Raw genomic sequence first — 24,739 nt, 5'->3', positions numbered from 1 at the left:
CCCCTCAGAACATAGTGATTAAATCCGCAGTTTGTCGTACAGACAATGGCTAACTATAGGACGTGAAAGACCGGATCATCGCCGAGGCAAGGCATTTATTTAATCAATTTGGTGTACGCACCGTTCGTCTGGACGACGTAGCCCGGCAACTGGGTATTTCCAAGAAGACACTTTACCAGCATTTTGTCGATAAGGAAGAACTGGTGAGGCTGGTACTGGAAACGCAACTGGATGAAAATTTACGCGAAGCCCGGGTTATTCATACGCTGGCCTCGAATCCAATTATTGGTGCCTTACGCATCTGGGACCGGCTTATTGCCTACCGCCAAACAACGAACCCCAATTTGCTGCGTGATATTGAACGCCATTACCCAACTGTCTGGCGGGTATTTGAGACACTTCGGACAACCTACATCAATACAATTCTGGTCGCCAACATTCGGGCGGGTATAGAGCAAGGCTTATACCGGCCTGATGTAGACGAACCCACGCTTGCCTGGCTCTGGGCTACCCAAAGCCAGTGGGATATACCGTATACGGGTGCCGAAACGACCATGAAGCACCATTTCGTTCGCGGCCTGCTGACCCAGAAAGGCCTGGCTTTGTATGATACGAAAGAGCTCTGTTAAGTTGATTGTACGTATGGGCGTCAGTCCGTGTTTAACTCAATAGACAGGCAACACGGGCTGAAGCCCATGGGTACAACCCTATCGCTCAGGATTATTTTTTCAGGCGATACCAGGCTGAGCCATACCCGGCCAATTTAACCGGAACAGCCCCGTTGTCGCCAATCGTATTGTTTGTCTTGTCAAACAAATTGACCAGTGTTAAACCGGTTTTAAGGGTGCTTTTTAACTGACATTGCTGTGGGTCCGAACTGAAATTATAAACCGTTACTAGGGAGCGCCCCTGCCAGTCGTATTGAATGGCCAGCACATGATCCGAACCTGTATCGAGGAGCTTCCCATTTGCCCACCCAAATTCGGGACATTGTTTCCGCAGACGAACAAAACGGGTAATCTGATTCAGGAGCGAAGACGAATCAGCGCGTTCAGCGGCTACATTAACCGTTTTATAGCCGTAAGGTCCTTGGCTAATGATGGGCCGGACGGGTTTTGCCGCTGTTGAAAAGCCAGCATTTGGCTCAGCTGACCACTGCATCGGCGTTCGGACCGACAGGCGCTCCTTCAGGCTGAGGTCATCGCCCATACCAATTTCTTCGCCGTATCGGATGACCGGCATACCGGGCAACGAGAAAAGCACACTATAGGCGAGGTGGATCAGACGCTTGTCGCTCAGCATAGGGGCCAACCGGCGACGAATGCCCCGGTCATAGAGTTGCATCGTGGTATCGGGGCCAAAGCGGGCGTATACTTTATCGCGATCTGTTGGGCTCAACCGCCCTAAGTCGATTTCATCGTGGTTGCGTAGAAAATTGGCCCATTGGGCTGTGGGTGGAATGTTCTTCGTGGCGTTTATAGCCTCTTTTAACGAGGCCGTTTCGCCGGTAGCCAGCGCGTAGAACAGATGCTGATTGACAAAAAAGTTGAACATCGTTTGCATGCCCTGCCCGTCTTTCCCAAAATAGGGCTCCTGTTCTTTAGGGTCGACGTTCGCTTCGCCCAGCAGGATAGCATCTCGTTTATGCCACTGACTGTACTGATGCAGTTGGGTGATCATGTCAAACTGGTGTTCGGGGTTGTCGGGGTCGAAGTCTGCGTTGGCCACCTCGATCAGAAACGGAACTGCATCGACCCGAAAACCGGCTATTCCTCTGTCGAGCCAGTGCCGGATAATTTTTCGCATTTCCCGCTGAACCGCCGGATTCTGCATGTTCAGATCAGGCTGGGCTTCATAGAAGCGGTGGTAATAATACTCGCCTGCCTGTTTGTCGTAGGTCCAGATGTCTTTTTGAACACCGGGAAACACCATGCCTTTATCCCATTTTTTCGGTCGCTCTTTGGCCCATATGTACCACGACCGGTAGGGCGAATCTTTACGCTGTCGGGCCTGCTGGAACCAAGGATGCTGATCGGACGTGTGGTTCGTAACTAAATCCATCATCACCCGAATACCTCGCTGGCTGGCTTGTTGGATACATTCGGTAAAATCCTGGCTGGTGCCTAACCGCTTGTCTATACCGTAGAAATCTGATATGTCATAGCCATCGTCTTCGTTGGGACTGGGCTGAAAAGGAGCCAGCCAGATGGTTTCAACGCCTATCGTTTTTAGATAATCCAGTTGCTGGGTCAGCCCCTTAAAATCACCGACGCCATCATTATCGGAATCTTTAAATACTTCTACATCGACACTATAGACGAGCCCATTTTTATACCACAGCTCTTCCATAAAATCGGTTGGAAGCGGGGCCGGGGGCGTTTTAGTTGATTCTGTTTTAGTCGTGCTGGTTTGGCAGGAGGCAAGAATGCTGATAAAGAAAGCGAAAATGAGTTGCTTCATGGAGATGTAAGAATAGCCCGATTCTTACATCAACCAGTTAATGAGCAATCCTGTTGGTGTTTTGTTTATTTCCTGATTGTCTGGCTTCCTTTTTTCTGGCTCCACAAAACCCCTTTAGGGGATTTGTGGAGCCAGAGCCAACGCGTTATAACCGTTCAGAAAGGTTAAAGGAAAAAAGATAACTTTTTTCCTAATAGTCAATCAATTCAATAGTACGTGGAGTTAAGCGGGAATGAAAAAGGAACATATCTGGCTGGAAGACTGGCAACGAATAATCGTTGGCGATGCTCCCGTCGAATTTATGCTGGAAGTCTTCATCCGCACATCACTGATTTATCTGGTCTTACTGGTCATTATGCGCTTATTGGGGAAACGGATGAACGGGCAGCTCACCAATCTGGAACTGGCCGTCATGCTCACCATGGGCGGGATTATGGCTCCAGGGATGCAGATACCAGATCGGGGGTTATTGCCAGCGGTATTGGCGCTGGTGTGCGCGCTCACCTTTCTGAGGGGAACGAACTTACTGGGCTTCAAAAGTAGTAAAGCCGAAAAATTAATTCAGGGAACCGAAACGGTTCTGGTTAAAGACGGCATCATTCAACTGGAGCAGTTAACATCAAATCGGCTTTCGCATCAACAGATCTTTGCCGCCTTGCGGAGCGAGGATGTGTACAATCTGGGCCAGATAAAACGGTTGTATCTGGAGGCTTACGGGGAGTTTAGTATTTATGAGAATGAACAGCCTAAACCCGGACTGTCGGTGCTGCCTCCCTCAGATGACGAAGTGCGGACTATTCATGAACATGGGGGCGACCGACAACTCGCCTGCACAAACTGCGGGAATACCGTTCCTGCCTTGCCAACACCCGGCCCTTGTGCCATCTGTCAAACAAATAACTGGGTAGAAGCGATTCTCTAACCTCATTATGAAAAAAGATGATATTTATCTGGCCGACTGGCAGCGGATCCTTTTTGGGGAAGTGCCGGGAAGTTTTTACATTGAAATTGTCATTCGGGCCTTTGTCGTCTACCTCATACTGGTTGTGTCGATGCGCCTGATGGGCCGCCGGATGTCGTCGCAGCTCAGCCGGAACGAAATGGCTGCCATGGTCTCGATGGCAGCCGCTATTGGCGTCCCCATTCTGGATGCCAGCAGAGGCCTTCTGCCTGCCGTTATTATTGCGCTGGTTGTGGTCTGTATACAACGAATTATTTCGTACTGGGCCGCCAGGAATGAGACTTTCGAGGGTATTTCCCAGGATATAAGCAGCACGCTGGTTGAGAACGCCGTTATCCAACTGGTCGCCATGAAAGATGCCCGGATGACCCGTGAGTTGCTTTTTGCGCAGCTTCGTTCAAGCGGACTGATTCATCTGGGCCACGTAAAGCGGCTGTATATCGAAGCAAACGGGGCTTTCACACTTGTTAAAGAGCCGGAGCCAAAACCAGGTCTTTCGCTGTTGCCTGAATGGGATACCGAGTTTATGGATGAACAGGAAAAAGCTCCGGAGCAGTGTGTTTGCTACCATTGCGGAAACCTACAGCCGCAATCTGGTCCGAAAACAGATGCCTGTGCTAATTGCGGGCATACTGAATGGGTGCAGGCGCTCAAGTAGTTAGCCTGACCAGAATACCCTCATCACCACCCAAACTGATTGTTTCGCCAATCGAGTTGCCTTCCCATTCGGGTAACGTAGCGATTTCGACTATTCCCTCAAATGAGCTGTTCATTGGCGTAAAATAGGCGGGGCTATGGCTGAGATTCAGTACAACCAGAAAGCGAGGAGCATTCTCCGCTTGCCGAAGATAGACAATGAGTTGCGCATCTGAATAAACCGGTAAATAATCACCAACGTTTAGTGAGGGTTCCTGCTGCCGTAGCTTGATCAGCCGTTTGTAGAACGTAAGCATGGAGTAGGGGTCTGCCTGCTGTTGGTCAACGTTATGCCGGGCAAAATCGCGGGCCAGCCTAAGCCAGGGGTTGCCTTTCGAGAAACCGGCATTGGGTTCACCGTTCCATGGCATGGGTGTTCGTTCGGGGTCCCGGCTCAGGTTCTTTTCCGGCATGTTCAGTCCTTGCGGATCCTGCACTTCATTAAAGGGGATCGGAACATCCCGCATGCCAATTTCATCTCCATAATATAGCGTAGGCGTGCCCCGAAGTGTTAGCAACAGAAGGGCCGCTACCCGAGCCTGTTCTGTTCCCGCCCGGCTCGAAATCCGCGGTTGGTCGTGGTTGCCCAGCACCCAATTGGGCCAGCCGTTGACGGGCAAAGCCTGTTCGTACTCCGTAATGGCCGTGGCAAGTTGAGGGGCTTCCCAGGGTAAAAGCAACAACTGGAAATTGAAGGGAAGATGCACTTCATCGCCGTCGACGCCATAATAGGCCATCAACTGGTGAACCGGCAGGTAGATTTCGCCAATCAACAGCCGTTCGTCATACCTATCCACAAGCTGCCGCATTTGCCGGATCAGGTCATGAACTTCCGGCTGATCGGTGGAGTAGACAGGTAGCAACTGATCGTAAGTAGCCATGTATGGCTGATAATCGGGATTTATGGGGTTATCCCGCAACTGATCATCCTTGATCAAATGCCAGATCACATCGACCCGAAACCCGTCGACACCTTTGTCCAGCCAGAAGCGCATGGCCCTAAACATGGCTTCCTGTACGGCTGAATTTTGCCAATTCAGATCCGGCTGTTCTTTTAGAAAAGCGTGGTAGTAATACTGTTGCGTTAACTCATCCCACTCCCAGCCGCTGCCACCAAATACGCTGAGCCAGTTGTTGGGTGGCGATCCATCAAAACGGGCATCCTGCCAGAGATACCAGTCCCGCTTCGGGTTATCCCGCGAGGAGCGAGATTCCAGAAACCAGGGATGCTGGCTGGAGGTATGGTTCGGTACCAAATCGAGAATCAATTTCAGCCCCCGGCTATGGACTTCGGTCAGTAATAAATCAAAATCGGCCAGCGAACCGAAGATGGGATTGATGTCCTGGTAGTCAGAAATGTCATACCCGAAATCGGCCATGGGCGAGGGGAAGATCGGCGATAGCCAGATAGCCGTAACGCCCAGCGACTGCAGATAGTCGAGCCGGGTCAAGATTCCGGGAATATCGCCGATGCCATCGCCGTTACTATCCTGAAAGGACCGAGGGTAGATTTGATAAATGATTCCTTCCTGCCACCAAAGGTATTTATGAGTTGATCCGGTCATTCGTTGAGGGCTGTAACAGCTTTGGGATTTGCGCGCAGCGTGTAGCGACGACTACGGCTTTGAAATGTCTTATCTGGGCCAAGCCAGAGCTTGGTCCAGATAAGACCACCTGTGCCTGGGCACTTATTAATTCAAACCCGCAATGGCTGACTTGGTTTTGCCCAATGTGCTGAAATAAGCATGTGGTGCCGTAGGCTACGTTCGAGGATATCGTTATTAAGTCTGGGTCGCCAGCAGTGTTAGCCAGGCTTCTTTTACCTTGTTTTCAGTAAGGAGTTGTTTAGCTCTTACATGCAGCAGATCAGGTAGATACTGGCAACCGTTCCGGGCTTCATCGACCAGCTCCGTCAATACACCCGACTCCCGATAAGCCTTTACTTCATCGGCCGTAGGGAAGCTTTGAAAACTACCGAGCTTGCCCAGGTCATTACCGGATAGGATGGCGCTGTTGCGAATGTCGGTGGGCAGTTGATCGACACCAATCCCAACTTGTGGCCGGGCTACTTCAAAAAGAGCATCACCGTGGGCGCGGCAGTACCAGTCAGCACCCATGCGGCCAATGAGGTCCAACTGGTTTGGATCGATGGCCCCTTTTGCGTCAAAAATTGTATCGTGGAAATGGCCCATAACCACCTCGCAGATAACCAGACTGCCCGATCCGGGTCCGTCGCCCGTATGAATAATCTGTTTCACAACACACTCAAACGCAGCCGGTGATTCAGCCACGCGGGGCGGGCGTACCCGATCCGACGCGATTGCCGTAAAGCCCGCTTTATCGAACTCATTGACACCCTGTTCGAACTCGGCGCTGGCCAGCGACATCTGCTCGACCATGGCGTAGTTAACGATGTTGATCACCACTTCGCCCACTTCTTCCAGATTCAGAAGTGTGTGCTTTTTGTGGCCGTGGCGGTTCCGGCTGGGGGCAAAAACCAGCGTGGCTGGGTTATAGCCAAAAATGTTGAAGAAGCTGAAGGGACTCAAATTGACGGACCCATCGGCCGCTATCGTGCTGGCAAAAGCAATGGGTCTGGGCCCAATGGTACCGATCATGAACCGATAAAATTCATTGGGTTTCAAGTCGGCTGGATTGATGGTTATCATACGTGAATGGTTCCTGTTACATCACCCAGATCGGCCAGAAAGCCGTGTCGGAAACCCCGACCCCGCAGGGTCAGGGTATCGCCATCGGCTAAAAATGTCCGGGTTAACGAATGAGACAAATGGAGCGGGCGTTCGCCATTCCAGCTTATTTCGAGTAGCGACCCGTAACTGCCGGGGTCTGGCCCCGAAATGGTGCCGGTGGCCAGTACGTCGCCAAGGGTAAGATTGCAGCCACCAATGGTATGATGCGCGATCATCTGGGCAAAGCTCCAATACAAATACTGGGCATTGGAGCGCGTAATGCAGACTTCGTCGCCATCGGCGGGTTGTAGCCAGACGGATAAATCGAGGTCGAAATGGCCCGGCTTGCTGCTTTGTAAGTAAGGGAGCGGGGCTGGTTCCTGCGGCATGCCCGCCCTACGAAACGGCTCCAGCTCGTCAAACGGCAATACCCAGGCCGACAAACTCGACGCGAAGTTTTTACCCAGAAAAGGGCCCAGCGGCTGGTATTCCCAGCGCTGAATATCCCGCGCCGACCAGTCATTGAAAAGCGTAAGGCCAAAGATGTAGTCTTCGGCGTCGTCAATGGAAATGGGCTGGCCAAGGGTCGATGACTTGCCAATGATGAGGCCCAGTTCCAGTTCGAAATCCAGTGCTTTCGTTGGGCCGAATGTGACGGTACCGCCCTCCAGAAACTGCCCAGTCGGGCGACGGATGGGCGTTCCCGATACGATAATGGACGATGCCCGACCGTGGTAGGCTACCGGCAGATGTTTGTAGTTCGGCAACAGCGGATCATTGGATGGCCTGAACATACGGCCTACATTTTCGGCATGATGAATGCCCGCGTAGAAATCGGTATAGTCACCAATGCGGACGGGCAAATGCATGTGCACCCGTGATTCGTGAATGAAAACCTGGTCGTGAACGTCGGCAAGAGCGCTGGCTTCGTTATCCAGCAACTCCCTAAGTCGCTGCTTAATCGCCTGATGAGCCGACCTGCCCAGGGCGATGAACTCATTCAGAACTGGCCTGGTAAATACCCCGGGATCAATGCCGAGACTGTCAAAATAACCAAGCAGCCCCACAACTTCAAGGTCAAGTACATGATCCTTGTGTTTAAAGCCCACTCTGGGGGTCGATGTGTCGTAACTGAAAATGCCGTAAAGCATAAGAAAAAATGGCTGGTGGACAACTAGGCTCCAACGTTGACCGTCGTATTTGTTGGCGCGTAGTCAATTACCTAATAACAGTAGTCTTTATTATGTTTGCCTAATCGAACGGGTAGTGCGGCTAATGCGTGGTAATGATAACCTAATCTGAATAAATTCACTACCCTTCTCTTTTTACAGGGCCTTGCCTTATGCCGTTTCGCATACGTATGAAAAACCTGATTCTTCCTGTTCTTTATCTGGCGACATCGACGCTCTACGCACAAACGCAGTTGTTTGTCGCGCCGTCGGGCAGCAATGCCAATCCAGGCACGCTCGCCCGGCCGCTGGCGAGCCTGGAAAAAGCGCTGACGAAAATAAAAAACGCTCCCACAGACAAGGTTCAGATTTTTTTACGCAAAGGCATTTACTACCTGCCCAAAACGGTTTATATCGATCCGCAAATCACGCAGGGAAAGAGTTTAACCATCAGTAACTACCAAACAGAAACGGCCCAGTTAAGTGGCGGAAGGCGGCTGAAACTTCAGTGGAAAAAGAACTCGAATGGTATCTGGACAGCCGCCGTTACGGGGCCCGCTTTCGAGCAATTGTTTGTCAATGGCCAGAAACAGGTACTGGCCCGCTACCCGAATTACGACGCTAAAGCGCGGGTCTACAACGGTACGGCCGCCGATGCGTTGAGTGATGAACGCGTTAGCCGGTGGAAGGCCCCCAAAGGAGGCTACGTCCATGCCTTGCACAAAGGCGAATGGGGCGATTTCCATTACCGAATAACGGGGAAGGAGGCCGGGCAGCTGAAACTGGAAGGCGGTTGGCAAAACAACCGTCCGGCACCCATGCACCCGCAGGAGCGCTTTGTCGAGAACATTGCCGAAGAACTGGACGCACCCGGTGAATGGTTTTATAACCGAACAACCCACGTGCTGTCGCTCATGCCGCCAGCGGGCGTAAACTTGACGACCGCCCGCATCGACGTATCCCGCTTGAAAGGGCTGATCGAACTGAAAGGAAGCCTGGAAGCTCCACTCAAAAACGTGCATGTTCACAGCATTCGGTTCGTCAACGCCGAGCGAACATTTATGAGCACTAATGAGCCGCTTTTACGGAGCGACTGGATGATTTATCGGGGAGCAGCCGCTTTTCTGGAAAACACCGAAAATTGTCAGTTTACCAATTGCGAGTTCACCGAACTGGGTGGTAATGCCTTGTTTATGAGTGGCTACAACCGGAATTCGGTGGTCAAAGGATCTCACTTTCATGCCATCGGTGCCACTGCCGTTTGTTTTGTGGGCGACTCATCGGCGGTTCGCTCACCGGCTTTTCGGTATGAAGAATTTGTACCCTATGCAAAACAGGACCGGCAGCCCGGTCCCAAAAACGAGGCTTATCCGGCCCAGTGTATAGCCGAAGATAATCTGATTCATCATATTGGACAACTCGAAAAACAAGCCGCTGGCGTTGAGATTTCGATGGCTTCCGGCATTGTGGTTCGTCATAATTCCATTTACCAGGTGCCCCGGGCTGGCATAAACATCAGCGAAGGCAGCTGGGGCGGGCACCTGCTGGAATACAACGATGTGTTCGATACCGTACTCGAAACGGGCGACCACGGCTCGTTCAACTCCTGGGGCCGCGACCGGTTCTGGCACCCCAATAGGGCCACAATGGACAGCCTGGTAGCGGCCCACCCTGAACTAATCGACCTGGATGCCAGAGCGACGACGATTATCCGAAATAACCGATTTCGCTGCGACCACGGCTGGGATATTGACCTGGACGACGGCAGCAGTAATTACTTTATCACCAACAACGTCTGCCTGAACGGGGGACTCAAATTTCGGGAGGGATTCAACCGGGTAGCCGAAAACAATATTCTGGTTAACAATTCCTTTCACCCCCATGTGTGGTTCAAAAACAGTGGCGATGTGTTTCGGCAAAATATCGTCATGCGGCCCTACGCCCCCATTGGCATTACCGACTGGGGAAAGGAGGTAGACTTCAATCTGTTCCCCGATCAGGCGGCCTTACAGAAAGCACAGCAAAATGGTACCGACGCGCGTAGTCTGGCGGGCGATCCTCAATTTATGGGTGCCGCGAAGGGCGATTATCGGGTGATGCCCGACAGCCCGGCACTGAAAATCGGGTTTCAGAATTTTGCGATGAACCAGTTTGGCGTACAGCGACCAGCCTTGCGCTTCATCGCCGAAACACCCAGATTACCCGTGCCGTTAACCGCCCAACTGGAAGAAAAAGTGACCGAAATGGTCTGGCTCGGGGCCACCATCCGCAATGTAAAGGGCCTGGGTGACCGGTCGGCTTTCGGGTTGCCTGATGAAAAGGGCGTTATTGTCGTTGATATTCCGAAAGAAAGTCTGCTGGCTACATCAGGCCTACAAAAAGGGGATGTGATCCGGACAGCCAACAACGAAGAGGTGTCAACCATAGGTCGGCTAATCGCTGTTCAACAACAGATAAACTGGACGGGACGTTTGCCCGTAACTGTTATGCGAAATCAACAGGCTGTTGGGCTGACGTTGCCCTTGAAGTAGCATTCCGGTGTCCCGGGAGCCATTCTCACTCGCTGATATTGCTGTAAATGGAGTCCATGATGCGAACAAAGTGCTGATAATCATCGTCGCTCAGGTCGCCCCAGCCTTTGCGTCGCATGGCCGATACGACGGGTAGCACTTCGGCATATTTTGCTTCACCAGCTTCGGTCAGGTAAACCAGAAACTTGCGCCGGTCGGTATCCGCCATCCGACGTTCCGTCAACCCTTTCTGACTGAGCAGGTCGATGATGCGCGTAACGGTGGGGGCATCTTTAGTCGTCATTTCCGAAATCGTATTCTGACTGATACCCGGATTTCGATACAAGTGGTCAATAATTACCCATTGATCGACGGTCAGGTCGAAGCCCGCATCGGTAAATTGCTTTTGCAGCGCATTCCGAATTTTCTTGATCGTCGTATCAATCTTGAAAAAATAGGCACGCGTATCAGATGGGTGAGTCATTGGCCGTAATCAGAGTCGGTTAGCAGAATGCAACGAGTGCAACTGACAAAAATAACCAATCTAACTTACTAACAAGCTCTCCAGCGTCTCTTCGATCTGCGGAACGGATTGATAAAGCTGTTCATACGACTCGATAATGAAGTACTGTTCCTGAAAATGGTCGATGATATAAGGCGTTTTGAGCAATGTCCCGACCGAATAGGGAATGCGCTTCGGCTCCTGGCTAAACAAACTGTACGTTGTCTCGCCGGGGGAGGATAAAATTCCTCCGCCATAAATTCGCACCTGGTTCCCTTCCCGAATCAACCCAAACTCAACGGTATACCAGTACAATCGGGAGATCATCGCAATCGCTTCCTCACTGTCGATATGACGCAGGGCAATCTGACTCAGCGCAGCCAGAAAATCGCAGAAAGCCTGGTTCGACAGCATAGGCACATGCCCGAAGGTGTCATGAAACATATCTGGCTCCGGCAAATAATCCAGCTGATTCCGCTGACGCAGCCAGGTCGTCGCCGGAAAATTCCGGTTGGCCATCAGTTCAAAAAAATCACGGTTCGGAATCAGTCCATCTACGGCCTGCACTCGCCAGCCCGTCAGTTGCTGCAAACGGGGGTTCAGATCACGCTCAAAATCGGGAATGCGGTCGGCCCGGAAGCCCGTTGCCGTAATACCATCCAGATAGGCCTGACTCGCTTTTCCGGGCAACTGTGCCAGTTGCCGCGAGAACAAAAGCTGCCAAACCGCCTGATCGTCGGGGGGGTAGTTGGAGTATGTCATTGTAAAAAGAGTGAAAGAGCGAATGAGCGAAAGGCGGATGAGTGAACGGGTAAATTGGTCATGAGCACTTCTGCGTCAGCAATTCGCTCGTTCACCCATTCGCTCTTTCGCTAATATTATAACGTTCCCCGCAACGCCTGTTCGCGTTCGATGGCTTCGAACAGGGCTTTGAAATTTCCTTTCCCAAACGACCGGGCGCCTTTCCGCTGGATGATCTCGAAAAAGAGCGTGGGGCGTGGGCAAACAGGCTTCGTGAAGATCTGGAGCAGATAACCTTCGTCGTCCCGGTCGACCAGAATACCGAGCTGCCGTAACGTGTCTATTTCTTCATCAATTTGCCCGATACGGTCCGCCAGGTGCTCGTAATACGTTTCGGGGACTGTCAGAAACTCAACTCCGCGATCCCGAAGCGCCATTACCGTTTCCACAATGTTATCCGTCGCAACGGCGATATGCTGAATGCCGGGGCCACCGTAAAAGTCCAGATATTCCTCAATCTGCGACTTCTTTTTGCCTTCGGCCGGTTCGTTGATCGGAAACTTCACCCGACCATTCCCATTGCTCATCACCTTACTCATCAGGGCCGTGTAATCGGTGGAAATGTCTTTATCGTCGAACGATACAAGCTGTTGAAAACCCATGACATCATGGTAGAACGTCATCCATTGGTTCATCTCGTGCCAGCCCACATTCCCAACCATATGATCGACATAGTTCAGGCCCACGCTGGCCGGACGATAAGCGGGTGTCCAGGGTTGATAGCCCGGCAAAAACACGCCGGAATAGTCGTTGCGCTCCACAAATACATGCACCGTGTCGCCATAGGTATGAATGCCTGACCGAACCACATACCCGTGTTCATCCTGCTCACGAATGGGCACCAGATAAGGCTTTGCGCCCCGCCGGGTTGTTTCCTTAAACGCCTGGGTGGCATCATCTACCCACAGGGCCACCACCCGAACGCCGTCGCCGTGCTGATCGAGATGACGACCAATGTCGCTGTCGCCGTGCAGGGGCGAGGTCAGCACAAGCCGGATTTTACCCTGCTGGATGACATAGGATTCCCGGTCGCGCAGACCCGTTGCCAGTCCCGCGTGCGCCACTGGCTGAAACCCGAAGGCCGTCTGAAAATAGTGCGCCGATTGCCGGGCATTGCCGACATATAATTCGATATAATCCGTGCCGTTGAGCGGTAAGAAGTCCTCACCCGAAGATTTAACGGGTTGGTCTAGTTCGAGCGTTTCCATAGTTGTTTGTTGATGCTGTGTAACGTGGTAATGCGGCATACCGACATCCTGTCCGCATGGGCTATAAATTATTGATAGTCAGGTTTTAGCGAACGGGGCTATAGCTTATGAACCATTTTAGCCTACGGCTACGCGGACGGGATGTCGGTATGCCGTACCACCATGTTACACAAGCCACGACTTATAATATTTCCCATCGTCAAGCGCCACGGCCTGTTCAGTCAGCATAAGCGGGCGAAACGTGTCGACCATGACGGCGTATTCCTGCGTTTCTTTTTTGCCAATGCTGCGCTCCATGGCACCGGGTGCCGGGCCGTGCGGAATGCCGCCGGGATGCAGCGTAATATGACCGGGAGCAATATCATTGCGGCTCATGAAGTCGCCATCGACGTAGTAAATGACCTCATCGGAGTCGATGTTCGAATGGTTATACGGAGCAGGAATAGCCTGGGGATGGTAGTCATACAGGCGCGGCACAAAAGAACAAACCACAAACGAATCGGTCTGGAAAGTCTGATGCACCGGCGGTGGCTGATGAACCCGACCTGTAATGGGCTCGAAGTTGAAAATTGAAAAGCCATACGGGTAGTTGTAGCCGTCCCAGCCAACCACGTCGAATGGATGCGATGCATAAACGAGTGAATGCAGCGAACCCTGTTTTTTGATTTTTATCAGAAAATCGCCCGTTTCGTCATGCGTTTCGAGATTGCCCGGACGAATGATATCCCGCTCGCAGAAAGGCGACTGTTCGAGCAACTGCCCGAACTGGTTTCGGTAACGTTTAGGTGTATAAATCGGCGAATGCGACTCGACATACAAAAGTCGATTGTCGGCCGAATCGAATTCGATCTGGTAAATCACCCCGCGCGGAATAACCAGGTAGTCGCCATACTGGAAAGGAATCGTTCCGAACAGCGTCCTGAGTTTGCCGGAGCCACGATGCACGAACAGAAGCTCATCCGCATCGGCATTTTTGTAGAAATAGTCCGTCAGCGACTGTCGTGGAGCGGCCAGCCCAAAAGTCAAGTCGGTATTAACCAATAACGGCACCCGACTGTCCAGAAAATCATCGGCAGGCTCGATCCCGAATCCCAGTAATTTCCGTGACAGCATATTTTTGGCGACAGCCAGTTTCGGCGTCATATCGACACTGTCCAGCACATCACGCACCATCGTTGGGCGATGCACATGATACAGCAGCGACGACATGCCCTCGAAGCCAATGGTGCCGAACAACTGTTCATAATAAAAGGGGCCATCGCCTGGGCTGGTGCTTCCATCGGGCCGGGCAAACTGCGTGTGGCGTTTGAGCGGAATCTGACCGAGTGTCTGATAAAAGGGCATCGCTTTATCACCGTTTTTCCAACAAACCAACCGGGCGATCAGGTTATTGGGAGTTGTTAAGAGAAAAGCCTTTGTTGTTTGTTAAGACAACTATTGTCTGGCATACAATTATAACAACAACTATCAAAAATTGTATATTGTTTAGATTAAATTTTATTAAAAGGTGTGGATTGGGGGATTAGGGCCTTATCATTAGTTTAAATAGTAAAGCCCACTGCCTTTTTTTAATTTTGAGGGGCAATATTTGCCACAGCTGACGATTGATAACTGTTTAACGCACCGGCGTTCCGGTGATAACTGAAATGCAACCTACCCTTTTGATTTTAGCGGCCGGTATGGGCAGCCGTTACGGTGGTGTCAAACAACTTGACCAATTCGGCCCAAATGGCGAAACGATTATAGATTATTCACTTTTCGACGCTATACGAGCGGGTTTCGGCAAGGTCGTCTTTATTATCCGCGAAGAGCTTCGGCAGGATTTCGAAGAGGTTTTCGCTGGAAAGCTGACCGGTAAAATCGAAGTTGATTACGCTATTCAGGCGCTCGATTCGTTTGTACCGGAAGAATTGGGCGAAGTGACTCGGACAAAGCCCTGGGGAACGGGGCACGCCATGTTGTGCGCCAAAAACCATACGGACACGCCTTTTGCGGTCATCAACGCCGACGATTTTTACGGTCTCGAAGCGTTTCAATTGATCAGTAACTTTTTGAGGACTGATACTGACGATCAACTTCATGCTATGGTGGGCTACGAAGTGAAAAATACCTTGTCGGAGAATGGTTCGGTATCCAGAGGAGTGTGCGAAGTCGCCGAGAATGGCAATTTGATCTCGGTCATCGAGCGCACCAAAATTTACGAGGAGGAAAACGGATCAGCCGATAAGAAGATTGTCTTTGAAGAGGGCGGTACCCTGACGCCACTGGAGCCGAATACGCCCGTATCCATGAACTTCTGGGGCTTTAAGCCAAGTGTGTTTCCATTGGTAGAACACCAGTTTGAGAGTTATGCCTTTGCGAATATCAATTCGCCCAAAGCCGAATTTTATATCCCGACCGTGATGTCGAACCTGATTCAAACCGACACGGGTCACTGCAAAGTATTCCGGAGTCAGTCGGCCTGGTTTGGGGTAACCTATCCCGAAGACAAGCCCGTCGTTCAGGCTGCCCTGAAAGAACTACACGACGAAGGAGCCTACCCGGCTAAATTGTGGTAGTCGGGATGGCGCAAGGCCGGAGCCAACGTCGGCTCCGGCCTTGTGCCTGTTATTATCCGGCCTCTGGCCGGTAAAATTATTAGCTCTACATTCCGGCCGGAGGCCGGATAATAACAGGCACAAGGCTAGAGCCAACGTGGCCCGGCCTTGCGCCATTGTATAGCAAAAACAGAAGCGGCCCAACTAACACGAAGTTAGTTGGGCCGCTTTGGTTAATCCAAAAGTCATCATTTTAGCTGGTGCGTTCAGGAAACTTCTCCACGATTCGCTCGGCTTCTTTCTGTAATTGAGCCGCAATGCGGGCTGGATCGCCAACGGCGTTCTGGACAGAGCCGCGCCAAACCAATTTACGGGTACGGGCATCGACCATATCGACAACCAGCGTACCGGCCTGATATTGTTGCTGGGTGTATTGCTGGCCACCGTAGCCCCACCAGCCGGGTCCCCAACCACCGTAACCCCACCGGCCCCAACCCATGTACGGGCCGTATGCCGGAGATGGATTTGCCACTGTCTGGGTCTTGTTTTCGACAAAAAAGTGATACCCTATGAGCAAATCAGGCTTGGCTTTAGTCTCCTTGAGGCCTTTTTGCTGTAAGACACCTCCCATTGTATTTTCGACACTTTCGGTAGCTATCTGATTGTAATACAACGGGTTTTGCCCGGCTTTTACATCACTGTCCATCCAGGCAAACGTCTTGTATTTACTGAAGTCGGTCCGCGTGTTTCGATCGACGGTGACTCGTGGTGCACAGCCGTAAACTAAGGCTAAAAAAGTAACGATACTAAGTAAGCGCTTCATAACGTAGAGTTGTTTTGTTCACTCTACCAACCGTGTTTTTAGGCTGCCAGTTTAATTTTGTGAGGGAAATGACTATTGAAGAACCGGGTGTTTTTTGTTCCATTCAGTAGCATCCTGGTAGGCTTTTGCCACCGCTAATACTTTTCCTTCTTCGAACAACTGACCCATAAAGGTAATGCTGGTAGGAAGGTTCTGCTTCGTAAAGCCATTGGGCAACACCACGCACGGATGACCCGTGAGGTTGGTTAAGGTGAGATTTCCCCCGGCATACGCGGGCGATACGTACACATCGACCTTAGCCGCTTTTAACTGAGTAGCCATCTCATTGATGAGTTTGGTACGGGCGCGATTGGCCTGAATATACTCCACTGCCGGAACAAAACGCGCCGAACGAAACGAATTCGGCCAGGCACCTTTGCCCTGACGAACCAGCAGATCGTCGCGGCCCGAACGGGTCAACTCATCAAATGAGGCTGCGGCTTCAACAGATAACAGAAAGGATATTCTACCTGCCGGGACACTCGTTGGTAAGTCAAACGGCACGAGTTCAGCGCCTAATTGGCGCAGCGTCTGGAGCGTGAGCGAATCGTTCGCCCGGTTGGGGTAGTTGCTTTCGAAGGCTTTTTTGACAAAGCCAACCCGAATGCCTTTAAGGCTAGTTAGCGGGGCATAGCGAAACGGTGCCGCCATAACGGTAGGGTCATTGCCATCGGGTCCATAGATGGCGTTGAAGACCAGCGCGCAATCCTCCACCGATCGAGTAATGGGACCAATTTTATCCATGCTCCAGCTCAGGGCCATAGCGCCATGACGACTCACTCGCCCAAAAGTGGGGCGTAGGCCGGTTGTTCCACAAACCGTTGACGGGGAGACAATAGAACCGAGGGTTTCGGTACCAATGGCAAACGGCAACAGCCCCGCCGATACACTGGACGCCGACCCTGCCGACGAGCCGCTGGAGCCCGCTGTGGTATTCCACGGATTACGGGTCATGCCGCCGTACCAAACATCGCCCATCGCTAAGGCACCGAGGGTCATTTTGCCGCAGAGGACGGCTCCCGCTTTTTCGAGTCGCTGAATGACCGTTGCGTCGAGGTCGAGCGTCTGGTCTTTGTAGGGAGTGGCTCCCCAGGTTGTCTTGTATCCTTTTTTCGCCAGCAAATCCTTGGCTCCATATGGAATGCCGTGGAGAGGGCCCCTATATTTACCGGCTTTCAGTTCATCGTCGGCCCGTTTGGCCTGGCTCAGGGCTAATTTTTCGGTCAAGGTAATGACACAGTGTAATTTAGGGTCGTACGTTTTAAGGCGATTCAGGAAAAATTGGGTGAGTTCGACCGATGAAATCTGTTTTGTGCGGATCAATTCGCCCAATTGCTCGACGGTATAAAAGGCCAGTTCATCCCGATTTGTGGGGAGCGTAATTTTCCCTGGCGAGGACGCTTTGAACGACGATGGTCCGGTTGGTATGGTGAAACCTGCCGGGAGCGGGTTGAAGTACAGCGCAGGCGCTACATCGTTGGGCAAATCAATTTTGCGTAGCGCTTCGTAATTGGTGCGGGCATTGTTCAGATTATCGAGCATCGAATCACGCTCTGCAGCGGTAAATTCCAGGTCGAATAGCTTAGATGCTACGGCAACCATGTCGGCAGTAATGGGCTTTTTGGGGTCATCGTTGGTGACAAAGGCACCGAGTAGAAAACTGCCAGCACAGGCAGCAAGGACAAGGAGGGTTCGTTTCATTCAATTTGGCTTATCGATAAAGTAATAAGCCAAATTACGGCAGAATGAAGATTACTTGGCCGCTTGTTGTAAAAAATCCTCGTGGAGCCGAATTATCTGTGGTAAGAGTAACTGGCTTTCATCGTTCTCGATGACATAGTCAGCCAGTTGTAAGCGTTCGGTATCGCTAATCTGCCGGTCGATGATTTGTTGAATTTCCACTTCGGAGCGTTGCGGGTCACGCTTCCGAATACGTTCGATGCGAACAGCAACGGGTGCCTGAACAACAATTACTTTATCGAGTGAATTTCCGGAGCCAGCGGCTTTCATCAGAGCGGCTTCTTTGATAACATAGGGCTTGTCGCTCTGCTCATTGACCCAGGCTGCCGTGTCGGCAAGCACTCTGGGGTGAATAACCGAATTAAGCGCCGTCAGCAAAGCCGGATTTGAAAATACCTGAGAGGCTACCCACGCTCGATTGTAACGACCCAGCGCATCGTAGGCATTTGGCCCGAGAACCCGCTGGATATCTGCCTTCAGGATTGAGTCATGTTCAGTCAACCATTTGGCCCGTTCGTCGGCGGCATAGACAGGAATACCTAATGCCGCAAATACAGCGCAAACAACGCTTTTTCCCGAGCCAATGCCACCCGTTACGCCAATCTGGAGGGGAGTTTTCATAAAGAGCGGTCCGCCGTAGCGGTGAAAGAATGAAAGAGCGGATTATCTGTCTGCTATGTGCTGATAATCCGCTCTTTCGCTCTTTTATTGAGGTGATAACAATTCGCCAACTTCAAAGCTAACGGCCACTCGGTCGGCGCTGGTGTGAAGGAGCGGGTGACGTAATTGATTCAGCGGAATCTCTTCATCATAATTATCGGAGATCCGTTTGCGCGGAATCTTGACCCATATTGTATCGGGAAGGCCCCGAACCAGCTTCGCCGGGCCATCGATCTCTATTGTGCGGGGCGTCATATTTATGACACTCGACACCATAAATCGGGGCGCCAGATTCAAATGCAGACTGTCGGGAACCAGGCGAACTGTTTTGGTCATACGCCGATCGAAACTCATCGCGAGTGTATCAGCAACGACGTAATTCACATGCAGTTTTTTGACCTGTTCGGCCAGAGCGGCAGCCAGTGAAGACGTATTGATGACGGTTGCCCGCAACGGATTCGACACAATGTAGTCGACGGGTTCGACCCGGAAAGGCAGCCACGAATGACGCAGTAGTCCCCAGCCATCGCTCGATACATTGACCCGAACAGCGTGGGGAAGGGGCGAGGTGGGAATGAACAGGGAATCGTCGTACACAAACCGCACGGGATACTCCACGTTGAGCGTATAGCCCGGTTTGTTCAGAGCGTTCAGAAACCAGAATAGCGCAGCGGCCCCCAGGCAAAGCAGCGCTTTGGTGGGTTGAAACGAGCGGACGTTTTGGGTGGTGTTCACACGTTATTGCTTCTCAGCTTCAACCGGTTTCACTGTTGCTTCACGGGAGATAGAGCTTTTCTCAAACGTCATTTTAACGCCCCGATCCACTTCAAGCGTAACCGTTGTCCCTTCTACCGAAGCGATCCGGCCATGCAGACCACCAATCGTCACGACACTGTCCCCTTTTTTGAGATTGTCGACAAAACTCTTCTGGTCCTTCTGCTTTTTCTGTTGCGGGCGGATCATGAAGAAATAAAATACGCCAATGATAGCTACCCAAAGCAGCACGTTATAAATCATTGAGGTATTGGAGCCAGTTGCGGCCTGTAAGAGAATGGTCAACATAGAATTGGTGAGTTTACGACGTTTTGGTGGTATCGGCCTTTGGTTTTACCAGGGCTTTGAATTGCAGATCGGTCATGGCCGGTTCCGTATTGGCAAAGATGGTGATGGTTTTATTCTGTTCACCCATTTTGCCACGGCTATTAAAACGGACCCGCACCGACGATTTGGAGCCGGGCGCTACTGGCTCACGGGGCCAGTCGGGAGTAGTGCATCCACAGGACGCAGTAACATTGTTAATAATCAGTGGAAATTCCCCTGTATTGGTAAAGGCGAAGGTATGTTCAACGGTATCGCCTTCGGTGAGCGTTCCAAAATCGTAGATGCCTTTTTCCGCAAATGTAATTCTGGGCATCTTGGCCGAAGCCGTTTCCTTGGAAGCCTGGCCCTGCTTCCGGTTATCGCAGCTAAGCTGACCGAAACTGATTCCGGCCAGGGCTACCACCACCAGCCAATTTTTGAGGTACATTTCTGGTTCGAGGTTTACGGGATTCGATTTGTGGTTTACGGCGGTCCGTCGCACGGTTGGCTGACGCGTCTGTATTGCTTTTGTCGGTTAGCCAACCGTGCGACGGACCGCCGTAAACCACAAACTACAAACCGAAATTACGCGTTTTGTTGCTTGATCTGAGCCATCAACTTATCGACATCTTCTAACAGACGTTCGGCCTTCTCGCGGGCGTCATTGACAACACGCTGTCCTTCGTTTTTCGATGAGTTTTCGGGTAAATCGGCTGAGTTGCTCAGATCGTCCAGCAACTGATTAATTTGCTCTCTGTACTTCGACAGCCGGAACGATAGCCGATCTCGGGTAATCTTGCCCTTATCGGGCGCATACAATAAGCCAACAAGAGAACCGGCGGCAATACCGGTCAGCAAAAAGGTTAAATCACGTCCAGTTCTGCTCATTTCTTTAATGTTTGTGGTTTTTAGTTTACGGTTTACGGTGGCTGGCACGTTGATAAACCTCGTGCGCAAACGTTACTGCGAACCGTAAACTGCAAACTCTTTTATTTATTGTCCAACAACCCGCGTCCACTTTTACGCAGACGGCCCGAGGCTACTAGCTTCTCGGACAGGTTATCGAGTATTCCATTGACAAATTTACCGCTTTTAGGCGTACTGTACGCCTTTGCCAACTCGATATATTCATTAATCGTTACTTTAACCGGAATGTTTGGGAAACTGAGCAACTCACAAACGGCTAGTTTGAGAATAATTTTGTCGATAATGGCCACTCGTTCAACGTCCCAGTTTTGGAGTTGATCGGCCAGTAACTGCTCATATTCCGCATCGTTTTCAATTGATTTCTCGAACAGGGTGTTGAGAAACAATTCGTCTTCTTCCCAATCGTCGGTGAGTGGTTCGAGTTTAAGGCCCGTTGGGCTTTGAACCGATTTCAATGTTCGAATGGCCAATCCCCGTACCACTTCGCTGTTTTCGGTCCAGCTCAAATCAATTTCAGCCAGATAATCCCGAATAACCTCATGCTTGAATATCAGGGTACGTAGCACATGTTGTGCCAATGCCTGATCTTCATCGGCCGTATGAGTCCGTTGGTCGCAATAGGCGCGGTAGGTATCGTCGGTTTTGAGTGCTTCGCGAAGCGCTTTGCGGATAAATGGCTGATCGTCGACCCAGGAAATTCCGTGGCGAACGGCCTCGTTGGTGAGCGGCTGGTGTTCGGCCAGGGCTTTGATCACCCGGTTGTCGCCTAAGTTCGATTCAAATGGAAAGGCAGCTTCATCGACATCACGATACTGACGTTCACTATCCAGTTGGGCCGTATGGCCAAGTTCGACCAGGAGGAGCATTACCCGCAGGTAGTCATCGTAGATGCCGTTGACCTGCTTGATCATCATCTGGGCCAGGTGCTGGCGATCTTTTCGGGTACGTATCTGATAGAAAACAAACCCGTCGTTGGCCGCTTTGAGCACATTCCGGGGTGCGTCGTCGTCCTGAGCTGATTGATTGTTTTTTACGGCCTCTTCAAACAGCAGACCGGCAAGTTTTCGGTAGCCTTCGAGTTGCCGCTTGTTCTGCGGCAGCATCGAGTTCAGGTCGGGTTGGAAGAGGTCATTGATGCCGTCTATGGCTAGTTGTTGATTGGAAAATTCGGCCTGCCGAAGCGCGTATAACGCCTGCATGACCTTTATTCGGAGTAGTCGCCGATTGAGCATCCCGCCTAAGTCTAATTGCTACCAGTAAGAAAAGAACTTCTTGAATTGGGTGCAAAAGTACGGTTTATTCGGGGAAAAGGCAAGCTATGGTGTAAAAAGCATGTGGTGATGAGTGGGTTATGACGTCCGTAATACAGTGATTTGGATCCTTAAGTCCGGATCTTTGTTCCCATCAGCCTCCTGCAACTTTTCGCCGGTTGGGGCGGTTACGAATAAAACGCTGTTTGGCTGTACTGTGAAATCACTTTCTTACCTCAATAAATACCTCGTTAAGTATAAATGGTACCTGATTTTGGGGACGCTGTTTACAGTTATCTCCAATCTGTTTGGTATTTTCCCGGCTCAACTGGTCCGCTATGCACTCGATCTGGTTCGGGAAACGCTGGATATCTATTATCTCTACGATAAATCTCCTTTACAATCGGGTCTTTATGAAGTATTTACCTTCAGCATTCTGCTGTTTGGCATAATGACGCTCGTACTGGCCTTATTGAAGGGATTTTTCCTGTTTCTGGTGCGTCAGACGCTCATCGTGATGTCCAGGCATGTAGAATACGACCTCAAAAATGAGATCTACAATCACTACCAGACGTTGCCGCTGAGTTTTTATCGCCAGCACAATACCGGCGATCTGATGGCCCGTATCTCGGAGGATGTCAGCAAGGTTCGGATGTACGTCGGGCCGAGTATCATGTATGGCCTGAACCTGATCGTGTTGTTCATTCTGGTCATTACCTACATGGTTAGCATCAACGCCCGTCTCTCGTTGTATGTGCTGTTGCCGTTGCCGGTTCTGTCGATTGCCATTTACATTGTCAACAACATCATCATTCAGCGATCGGAAGAGATTCAGCGCTCCCTATCACGGCTTTCGACCTATGTGCAGGAAGCTTTCTCGGGTATTCGCGTCCTGAAGGCCTTTGTGCAGGAAACGAACTCAGCGGCTAAGTTCGAGATTGAGAGCGATGAATACCGGAACAAGTCATTGAGCCTGACGCGGGTAGATTCCCTGTTCTTTCCCATCGTGGCCATTCTGGTCGGACTGAGCAACGTGCTGGTCATTTTCGTCGGTGGTCAGGAAATTCTGGCCGGGCGACTCACACCGGGAAACATAACCGAATTTATCCTGTACGTAAATATGCTGACCTGGCCCGTAATGGCTCTTGGCTGGACTACGAGCCAAACCCAGCGGGCAGCTGCTTCGCAGGAGCGCATCAACGAGTTTCTCAATATCAAGACGGATATCGTCTCGAAAAAGGATATTCAACGTACGGTCAACGGGGAGATTGAGTTTAAAAATGTCCGCTTCGTTTACCCTGATTCGGGTATCGTAGCCATCAAGGACTTTTCGATGCACGTTCGGGCGGGCGAAACGGTGGCGATTCTGGGAACGACCGGATCGGGCAAGAGCACCCTGGCGAATCTGCTGACCCGTATGTATGATGTAACTTCCGGCGAAATTCTGGTGGATGGCATTCCGATTAAAGACTATAACCTGACGTCGCTGCGGGAGCAGATGGGTTACGTGCCTCAGGATGTATTTCTGTTTTCGGAAACCATCAGCAACAACGTCCGTTTTGGCAAGCCCGAACTGCCGCAGGCGCGCGTTGAACAGGCCATCCGTGATGCCGATTTATACCAGAATGTGCTGGAGTTTCCCGAACAGTTCGATACCCGCGTGGGCGAACGTGGGGTTACCTTGTCGGGTGGGCAGAAGCAGCGGTTGAGTATTGCCCGTGCCATTGCCCGCGATCCTAAAATCCTGATCCTGGACGACTGCCTCTCGGCGGTAGACACAAATACGGAGAACATCATTCTCAATAACCTTCAGCGCATTATGGCCGACCGTACGTCAGTCGTAATTTCGCACCGGGTATCGTCGGCAAAACTGGCCGACTTTATCATCATGCTCGACGAAGGAACGATCGTCGAACAAGGCACCCACGACGACCTGATTTCCCGAAATGGCGCCTACCGCGAACTGTATGAGAAACAGTTGCAGACGGAGGAAGCTTAGGGGGGCGGTTTTTTAATTTATGGTTTTCGGTTGGGCGAGGATAGTTTGGTATCTTTGCCCAACTTGTTTTATCCCAATTCCAACGCCAGTACCTGATCTTTATGCCGGTCGATGTGGAAACGTAGAAATTCGTACCGTTGGTGAATGTCTAAAGGCCCGGAAAGTGGATGAGGATGAATAACCGATTCATGATCTTCGTCAGCTAAGGCAACGGCTAGGTCGTGCAGAGGCTGTTGCAAGCTATTAAAGGCCGATAGCCAAAAAGCCAGCGGTCCACCCATGCGGGGAGCGGCAATAGCGGGTACTTTCTCCTTCGGTTGCCAGGTGCGCTCAATAATGGTCTCGATGGGTAACCCTTTATGAATCAACTCCCCTTCCCAAATGGGCGTGCCTGCCCGCTTGGCATAAAAGGCACGCCACATCCCCCAAATGCCACCGTGTTCAGCCCAGTACAGGTGTTCTGTGTTTTCTAAGGCGCTCCATACGTCGGGCGAGGGTTTCCATTGTGCTTGCTGGTCGGTGAGGTTGCTGACGGCGTTGCTGTAGCGCACTCGGGCTAAAGCTACTTCTTCGAGGAGTTGATTAAGGTGGGACATGGTTCAGGAAAAGCAATTTTAAGCAGGCCTGGATTAGCTACTTTTCCCGGAAAACTACACGTTGTCAGCCACATAGACGCTATCCAATTTA

General features: G+C 51.3%; 23 protein-coding genes. 6 read left to right on the top strand and 17 right to left on the bottom strand.

Annotation, left to right across the window (positions count from 1 at the left end; genetic code table 11):
- The first annotated feature begins 62 nt into the window (after nucleotides 1-62).
- Nucleotides 63-629, top strand: coding sequence for a TetR/AcrR family transcriptional regulator (locus tag ACYVAM_RS22220; RefSeq protein WP_461071136.1), 567 nt, complete (start codon nucleotides 63-65; stop codon nucleotides 627-629).
- Nucleotides 630-720: 91 nt separating this feature from the next.
- Here ACYVAM_RS22220 and ACYVAM_RS22215 read toward each other — a convergent pair whose 3' ends face one another.
- Nucleotides 721-2,460 carry an alpha-amylase family protein gene (locus ACYVAM_RS22215; protein ID WP_461071134.1) on the bottom strand — a complete coding sequence of 580 codons (1,740 nt, stop codon included), beginning with the start codon at nucleotides 2,458-2,460 and terminating at the stop codon, nucleotides 721-723.
- A gap of 232 nt (nucleotides 2,461-2,692) precedes the next feature.
- On the opposite strand from ACYVAM_RS22215, the gene ACYVAM_RS22210 reads away from it, so the two are divergent.
- Both ACYVAM_RS22210 and ACYVAM_RS22205 read left to right on the top strand, forming a co-directional pair.
- Nucleotides 2,693-3,382, top strand: a complete 690-nt coding sequence (locus ACYVAM_RS22210) for a DUF421 domain-containing protein (protein WP_461071132.1) — start codon at nucleotides 2,693-2,695, stop codon at nucleotides 3,380-3,382.
- A 7-nt stretch (nucleotides 3,383-3,389) separates the two neighbouring features.
- Complete coding sequence (locus ACYVAM_RS22205; RefSeq protein ID WP_461071130.1) at nucleotides 3,390-4,079, top strand: DUF421 domain-containing protein; 690 nt, start codon at nucleotides 3,390-3,392, stop codon at nucleotides 4,077-4,079.
- On the opposite strand, the gene ACYVAM_RS22200 is transcribed toward ACYVAM_RS22205, so the two are convergent.
- From ACYVAM_RS22200 to fahA, 3 genes are all read right to left on the bottom strand, one after another.
- Nucleotides 4,072-5,682 carry an alpha-amylase family glycosyl hydrolase gene (locus ACYVAM_RS22200; protein WP_461071128.1) on the bottom strand — a complete coding sequence of 537 codons (1,611 nt, stop codon included), beginning with the start codon at nucleotides 5,680-5,682 and terminating at the stop codon, nucleotides 4,072-4,074. The genes ACYVAM_RS22205 and ACYVAM_RS22200 overlap by 8 nt on opposite strands.
- 216 nt (nucleotides 5,683-5,898) lie before the next feature.
- Entirely contained in the window at nucleotides 5,899-6,786 is an 888-nt protein-coding gene (locus ACYVAM_RS22195; RefSeq protein WP_461071126.1) for a flavin reductase family protein, read from the bottom strand.
- Nucleotides 6,783-7,958 carry a fumarylacetoacetase gene (gene fahA, locus ACYVAM_RS22190; RefSeq protein WP_461071124.1) on the bottom strand — a complete coding sequence of 392 codons (1,176 nt, stop codon included), beginning with the start codon at nucleotides 7,956-7,958 and terminating at the stop codon, nucleotides 6,783-6,785. The genes ACYVAM_RS22195 and fahA overlap by 4 nt, the downstream gene beginning before the upstream one ends.
- 209 nt (nucleotides 7,959-8,167) lie before the next feature.
- On the opposite strand from fahA, the gene ACYVAM_RS22185 reads away from it, so the two are divergent.
- Nucleotides 8,168-10,507 (top strand): right-handed parallel beta-helix repeat-containing protein, encoded by a 2,340-nt coding sequence (locus tag ACYVAM_RS22185; RefSeq protein WP_461071122.1) that lies wholly within the window; start codon nucleotides 8,168-8,170, stop codon nucleotides 10,505-10,507.
- A gap of 25 nt (nucleotides 10,508-10,532) precedes the next feature.
- Here the strand turns inward: ACYVAM_RS22185 and ACYVAM_RS22180 are convergent, their stop codons facing one another.
- The 4 genes from ACYVAM_RS22180 to ACYVAM_RS22165 form a co-directional block, all read right to left on the bottom strand.
- Nucleotides 10,533-10,970, bottom strand: a complete 438-nt coding sequence (locus ACYVAM_RS22180) for a MarR family winged helix-turn-helix transcriptional regulator (RefSeq protein ID WP_046576692.1) — start codon at nucleotides 10,968-10,970, stop codon at nucleotides 10,533-10,535.
- A 60-nt stretch (nucleotides 10,971-11,030) separates the two neighbouring features.
- Nucleotides 11,031-11,750, bottom strand: coding sequence for a phenylalanine 4-monooxygenase (gene phhA / locus ACYVAM_RS22175; protein WP_461071120.1), 720 nt, complete (start codon nucleotides 11,748-11,750; stop codon nucleotides 11,031-11,033).
- 116 nt (nucleotides 11,751-11,866) lie between these two features.
- Nucleotides 11,867-12,997, bottom strand: a complete 1,131-nt coding sequence (gene hppD / locus ACYVAM_RS22170; RefSeq protein ID WP_461071118.1) for a 4-hydroxyphenylpyruvate dioxygenase — start codon at nucleotides 12,995-12,997, stop codon at nucleotides 11,867-11,869.
- 165 nt (nucleotides 12,998-13,162) lie between these two features.
- Nucleotides 13,163-14,341, bottom strand: coding sequence for a homogentisate 1,2-dioxygenase (locus ACYVAM_RS22165; protein WP_461071116.1), 1,179 nt, complete (start codon nucleotides 14,339-14,341; stop codon nucleotides 13,163-13,165).
- 302 nt (nucleotides 14,342-14,643) lie between these two features.
- Between ACYVAM_RS22165 and ACYVAM_RS22160 the strand changes: the two genes are divergently transcribed.
- Nucleotides 14,644-15,555 (top strand): nucleotidyltransferase family protein, encoded by a 912-nt coding sequence (locus tag ACYVAM_RS22160; protein WP_461071114.1) that lies wholly within the window; start codon nucleotides 14,644-14,646, stop codon nucleotides 15,553-15,555.
- A 232-nt stretch (nucleotides 15,556-15,787) separates the two neighbouring features.
- Here the strand turns inward: ACYVAM_RS22160 and ACYVAM_RS22155 are convergent, their stop codons facing one another.
- From ACYVAM_RS22155 to nusB, 8 genes are all read right to left on the bottom strand, one after another.
- Nucleotides 15,788-16,357, bottom strand: coding sequence for a DUF4136 domain-containing protein (locus ACYVAM_RS22155; protein WP_461071112.1), 570 nt, complete (start codon nucleotides 16,355-16,357; stop codon nucleotides 15,788-15,790).
- A gap of 72 nt (nucleotides 16,358-16,429) precedes the next feature.
- Complete coding sequence (locus ACYVAM_RS22150; protein ID WP_461071110.1) at nucleotides 16,430-18,097, bottom strand: amidase; 1,668 nt, start codon at nucleotides 18,095-18,097, stop codon at nucleotides 16,430-16,432.
- A 51-nt stretch (nucleotides 18,098-18,148) separates the two neighbouring features.
- A complete protein-coding gene (gene coaE / locus ACYVAM_RS22145) occupies nucleotides 18,149-18,757 on the bottom strand; it encodes a dephospho-CoA kinase (protein WP_461071108.1) in 609 nt (202 codons plus the stop codon).
- A gap of 84 nt (nucleotides 18,758-18,841) precedes the next feature.
- Nucleotides 18,842-19,531 carry a hypothetical protein gene (locus tag ACYVAM_RS22140; RefSeq protein ID WP_461071106.1) on the bottom strand — a complete coding sequence of 230 codons (690 nt, stop codon included), beginning with the start codon at nucleotides 19,529-19,531 and terminating at the stop codon, nucleotides 18,842-18,844.
- 3 nt (nucleotides 19,532-19,534) lie between these two features.
- Complete coding sequence (gene yajC / locus ACYVAM_RS22135; protein ID WP_461071104.1) at nucleotides 19,535-19,858, bottom strand: preprotein translocase subunit YajC; 324 nt, start codon at nucleotides 19,856-19,858, stop codon at nucleotides 19,535-19,537.
- Nucleotides 19,859-19,871: 13 nt separating this feature from the next.
- Complete coding sequence (locus tag ACYVAM_RS22130; RefSeq protein WP_461071102.1) at nucleotides 19,872-20,324, bottom strand: DUF1573 domain-containing protein; 453 nt, start codon at nucleotides 20,322-20,324, stop codon at nucleotides 19,872-19,874.
- A gap of 137 nt (nucleotides 20,325-20,461) precedes the next feature.
- Nucleotides 20,462-20,764 carry a YtxH domain-containing protein gene (locus tag ACYVAM_RS22125; RefSeq protein ID WP_046576673.1) on the bottom strand — a complete coding sequence of 101 codons (303 nt, stop codon included), beginning with the start codon at nucleotides 20,762-20,764 and terminating at the stop codon, nucleotides 20,462-20,464.
- A gap of 101 nt (nucleotides 20,765-20,865) precedes the next feature.
- Complete coding sequence (gene nusB / locus ACYVAM_RS22120) at nucleotides 20,866-22,002, bottom strand: transcription antitermination factor NusB (protein ID WP_461071100.1); 1,137 nt, start codon at nucleotides 22,000-22,002, stop codon at nucleotides 20,866-20,868.
- 268 nt (nucleotides 22,003-22,270) lie between these two features.
- Here nusB and ACYVAM_RS22115 point away from each other — a divergent pair, with 268 nt between their 5' ends.
- Nucleotides 22,271-24,052: an ABC transporter ATP-binding protein gene (locus ACYVAM_RS22115; RefSeq protein WP_461071098.1), complete on the top strand. Its 1,782-nt coding sequence runs from the start codon at nucleotides 22,271-22,273 to the stop codon at nucleotides 24,050-24,052.
- Nucleotides 24,053-24,120: 68 nt separating this feature from the next.
- Here ACYVAM_RS22115 and ACYVAM_RS22110 read toward each other — a convergent pair whose 3' ends face one another.
- On the bottom strand, nucleotides 24,121-24,648 hold the full coding sequence (locus ACYVAM_RS22110; RefSeq protein WP_461071096.1) for a DinB family protein: 528 nt from the start codon (nucleotides 24,646-24,648) through the stop codon (nucleotides 24,121-24,123).
- Nucleotides 24,649-24,739: the final 91 nt, after the last annotated feature.

This window comes from Spirosoma horti (genome assembly GCF_054776595.1).
Note: the sequence above shows the minus strand (reverse complement) of the source record. Positions and strands in the feature narration are given on the sequence as shown.

Excerpts from the sequence above, each read along its gene's own strand:
- yajC (WP_461071104.1), bottom strand. The coding sequence starts at position 19,858 with ATGTTGACCATTCTCTTACAGGCCGCAACTGGCTCCAATACCTCAATG.
- ACYVAM_RS22130 (WP_461071102.1), bottom strand. The coding sequence starts at position 20,324 with ATGTACCTCAAAAATTGGCTGGTGGTGGTAGCCCTGGCCGGAATCAGT.
- ACYVAM_RS22210 (WP_461071132.1), top strand. The coding sequence starts at position 2,693 with ATGAAAAAGGAACATATCTGGCTGGAAGACTGGCAACGAATAATCGTT.
- ACYVAM_RS22160 (WP_461071114.1), top strand. The coding sequence starts at position 14,644 with ATGCAACCTACCCTTTTGATTTTAGCGGCCGGTATGGGCAGCCGTTAC.
- fahA (WP_461071124.1), bottom strand. The coding sequence starts at position 7,958 with ATGCTTTACGGCATTTTCAGTTACGACACATCGACCCCCAGAGTGGGC.
- nusB (WP_461071100.1), bottom strand. The coding sequence starts at position 22,002 with ATGCAGGCGTTATACGCGCTTCGGCAGGCCGAATTTTCCAATCAACAA.
- ACYVAM_RS22110 (WP_461071096.1), bottom strand. The coding sequence starts at position 24,648 with ATGTCCCACCTTAATCAACTCCTCGAAGAAGTAGCTTTAGCCCGAGTG.
- ACYVAM_RS22195 (WP_461071126.1), bottom strand. The coding sequence starts at position 6,786 with ATGATAACCATCAATCCAGCCGACTTGAAACCCAATGAATTTTATCGG.
- ACYVAM_RS22215 (WP_461071134.1), bottom strand. The coding sequence starts at position 2,460 with ATGAAGCAACTCATTTTCGCTTTCTTTATCAGCATTCTTGCCTCCTGC.
- coaE (WP_461071108.1), bottom strand. The coding sequence starts at position 18,757 with ATGAAAACTCCCCTCCAGATTGGCGTAACGGGTGGCATTGGCTCGGGA.
- ACYVAM_RS22125 (WP_046576673.1), bottom strand. The coding sequence starts at position 20,764 with ATGAGCAGAACTGGACGTGATTTAACCTTTTTGCTGACCGGTATTGCC.
- hppD (WP_461071118.1), bottom strand. The coding sequence starts at position 12,997 with ATGGAAACGCTCGAACTAGACCAACCCGTTAAATCTTCGGGTGAGGAC.
- ACYVAM_RS22165 (WP_461071116.1), bottom strand. The coding sequence starts at position 14,341 with ATGCCCTTTTATCAGACACTCGGTCAGATTCCGCTCAAACGCCACACG.
- ACYVAM_RS22180 (WP_046576692.1), bottom strand. The coding sequence starts at position 10,970 with ATGACTCACCCATCTGATACGCGTGCCTATTTTTTCAAGATTGATACG.
- ACYVAM_RS22150 (WP_461071110.1), bottom strand. The coding sequence starts at position 18,097 with ATGAAACGAACCCTCCTTGTCCTTGCTGCCTGTGCTGGCAGTTTTCTA.
- ACYVAM_RS22205 (WP_461071130.1), top strand. The coding sequence starts at position 3,390 with ATGAAAAAAGATGATATTTATCTGGCCGACTGGCAGCGGATCCTTTTT.
- phhA (WP_461071120.1), bottom strand. The coding sequence starts at position 11,750 with ATGACATACTCCAACTACCCCCCCGACGATCAGGCGGTTTGGCAGCTT.
- ACYVAM_RS22200 (WP_461071128.1), bottom strand. The coding sequence starts at position 5,682 with ATGACCGGATCAACTCATAAATACCTTTGGTGGCAGGAAGGAATCATT.
- ACYVAM_RS22185 (WP_461071122.1), top strand. The coding sequence starts at position 8,168 with ATGAAAAACCTGATTCTTCCTGTTCTTTATCTGGCGACATCGACGCTC.
- ACYVAM_RS22155 (WP_461071112.1), bottom strand. The coding sequence starts at position 16,357 with ATGAAGCGCTTACTTAGTATCGTTACTTTTTTAGCCTTAGTTTACGGC.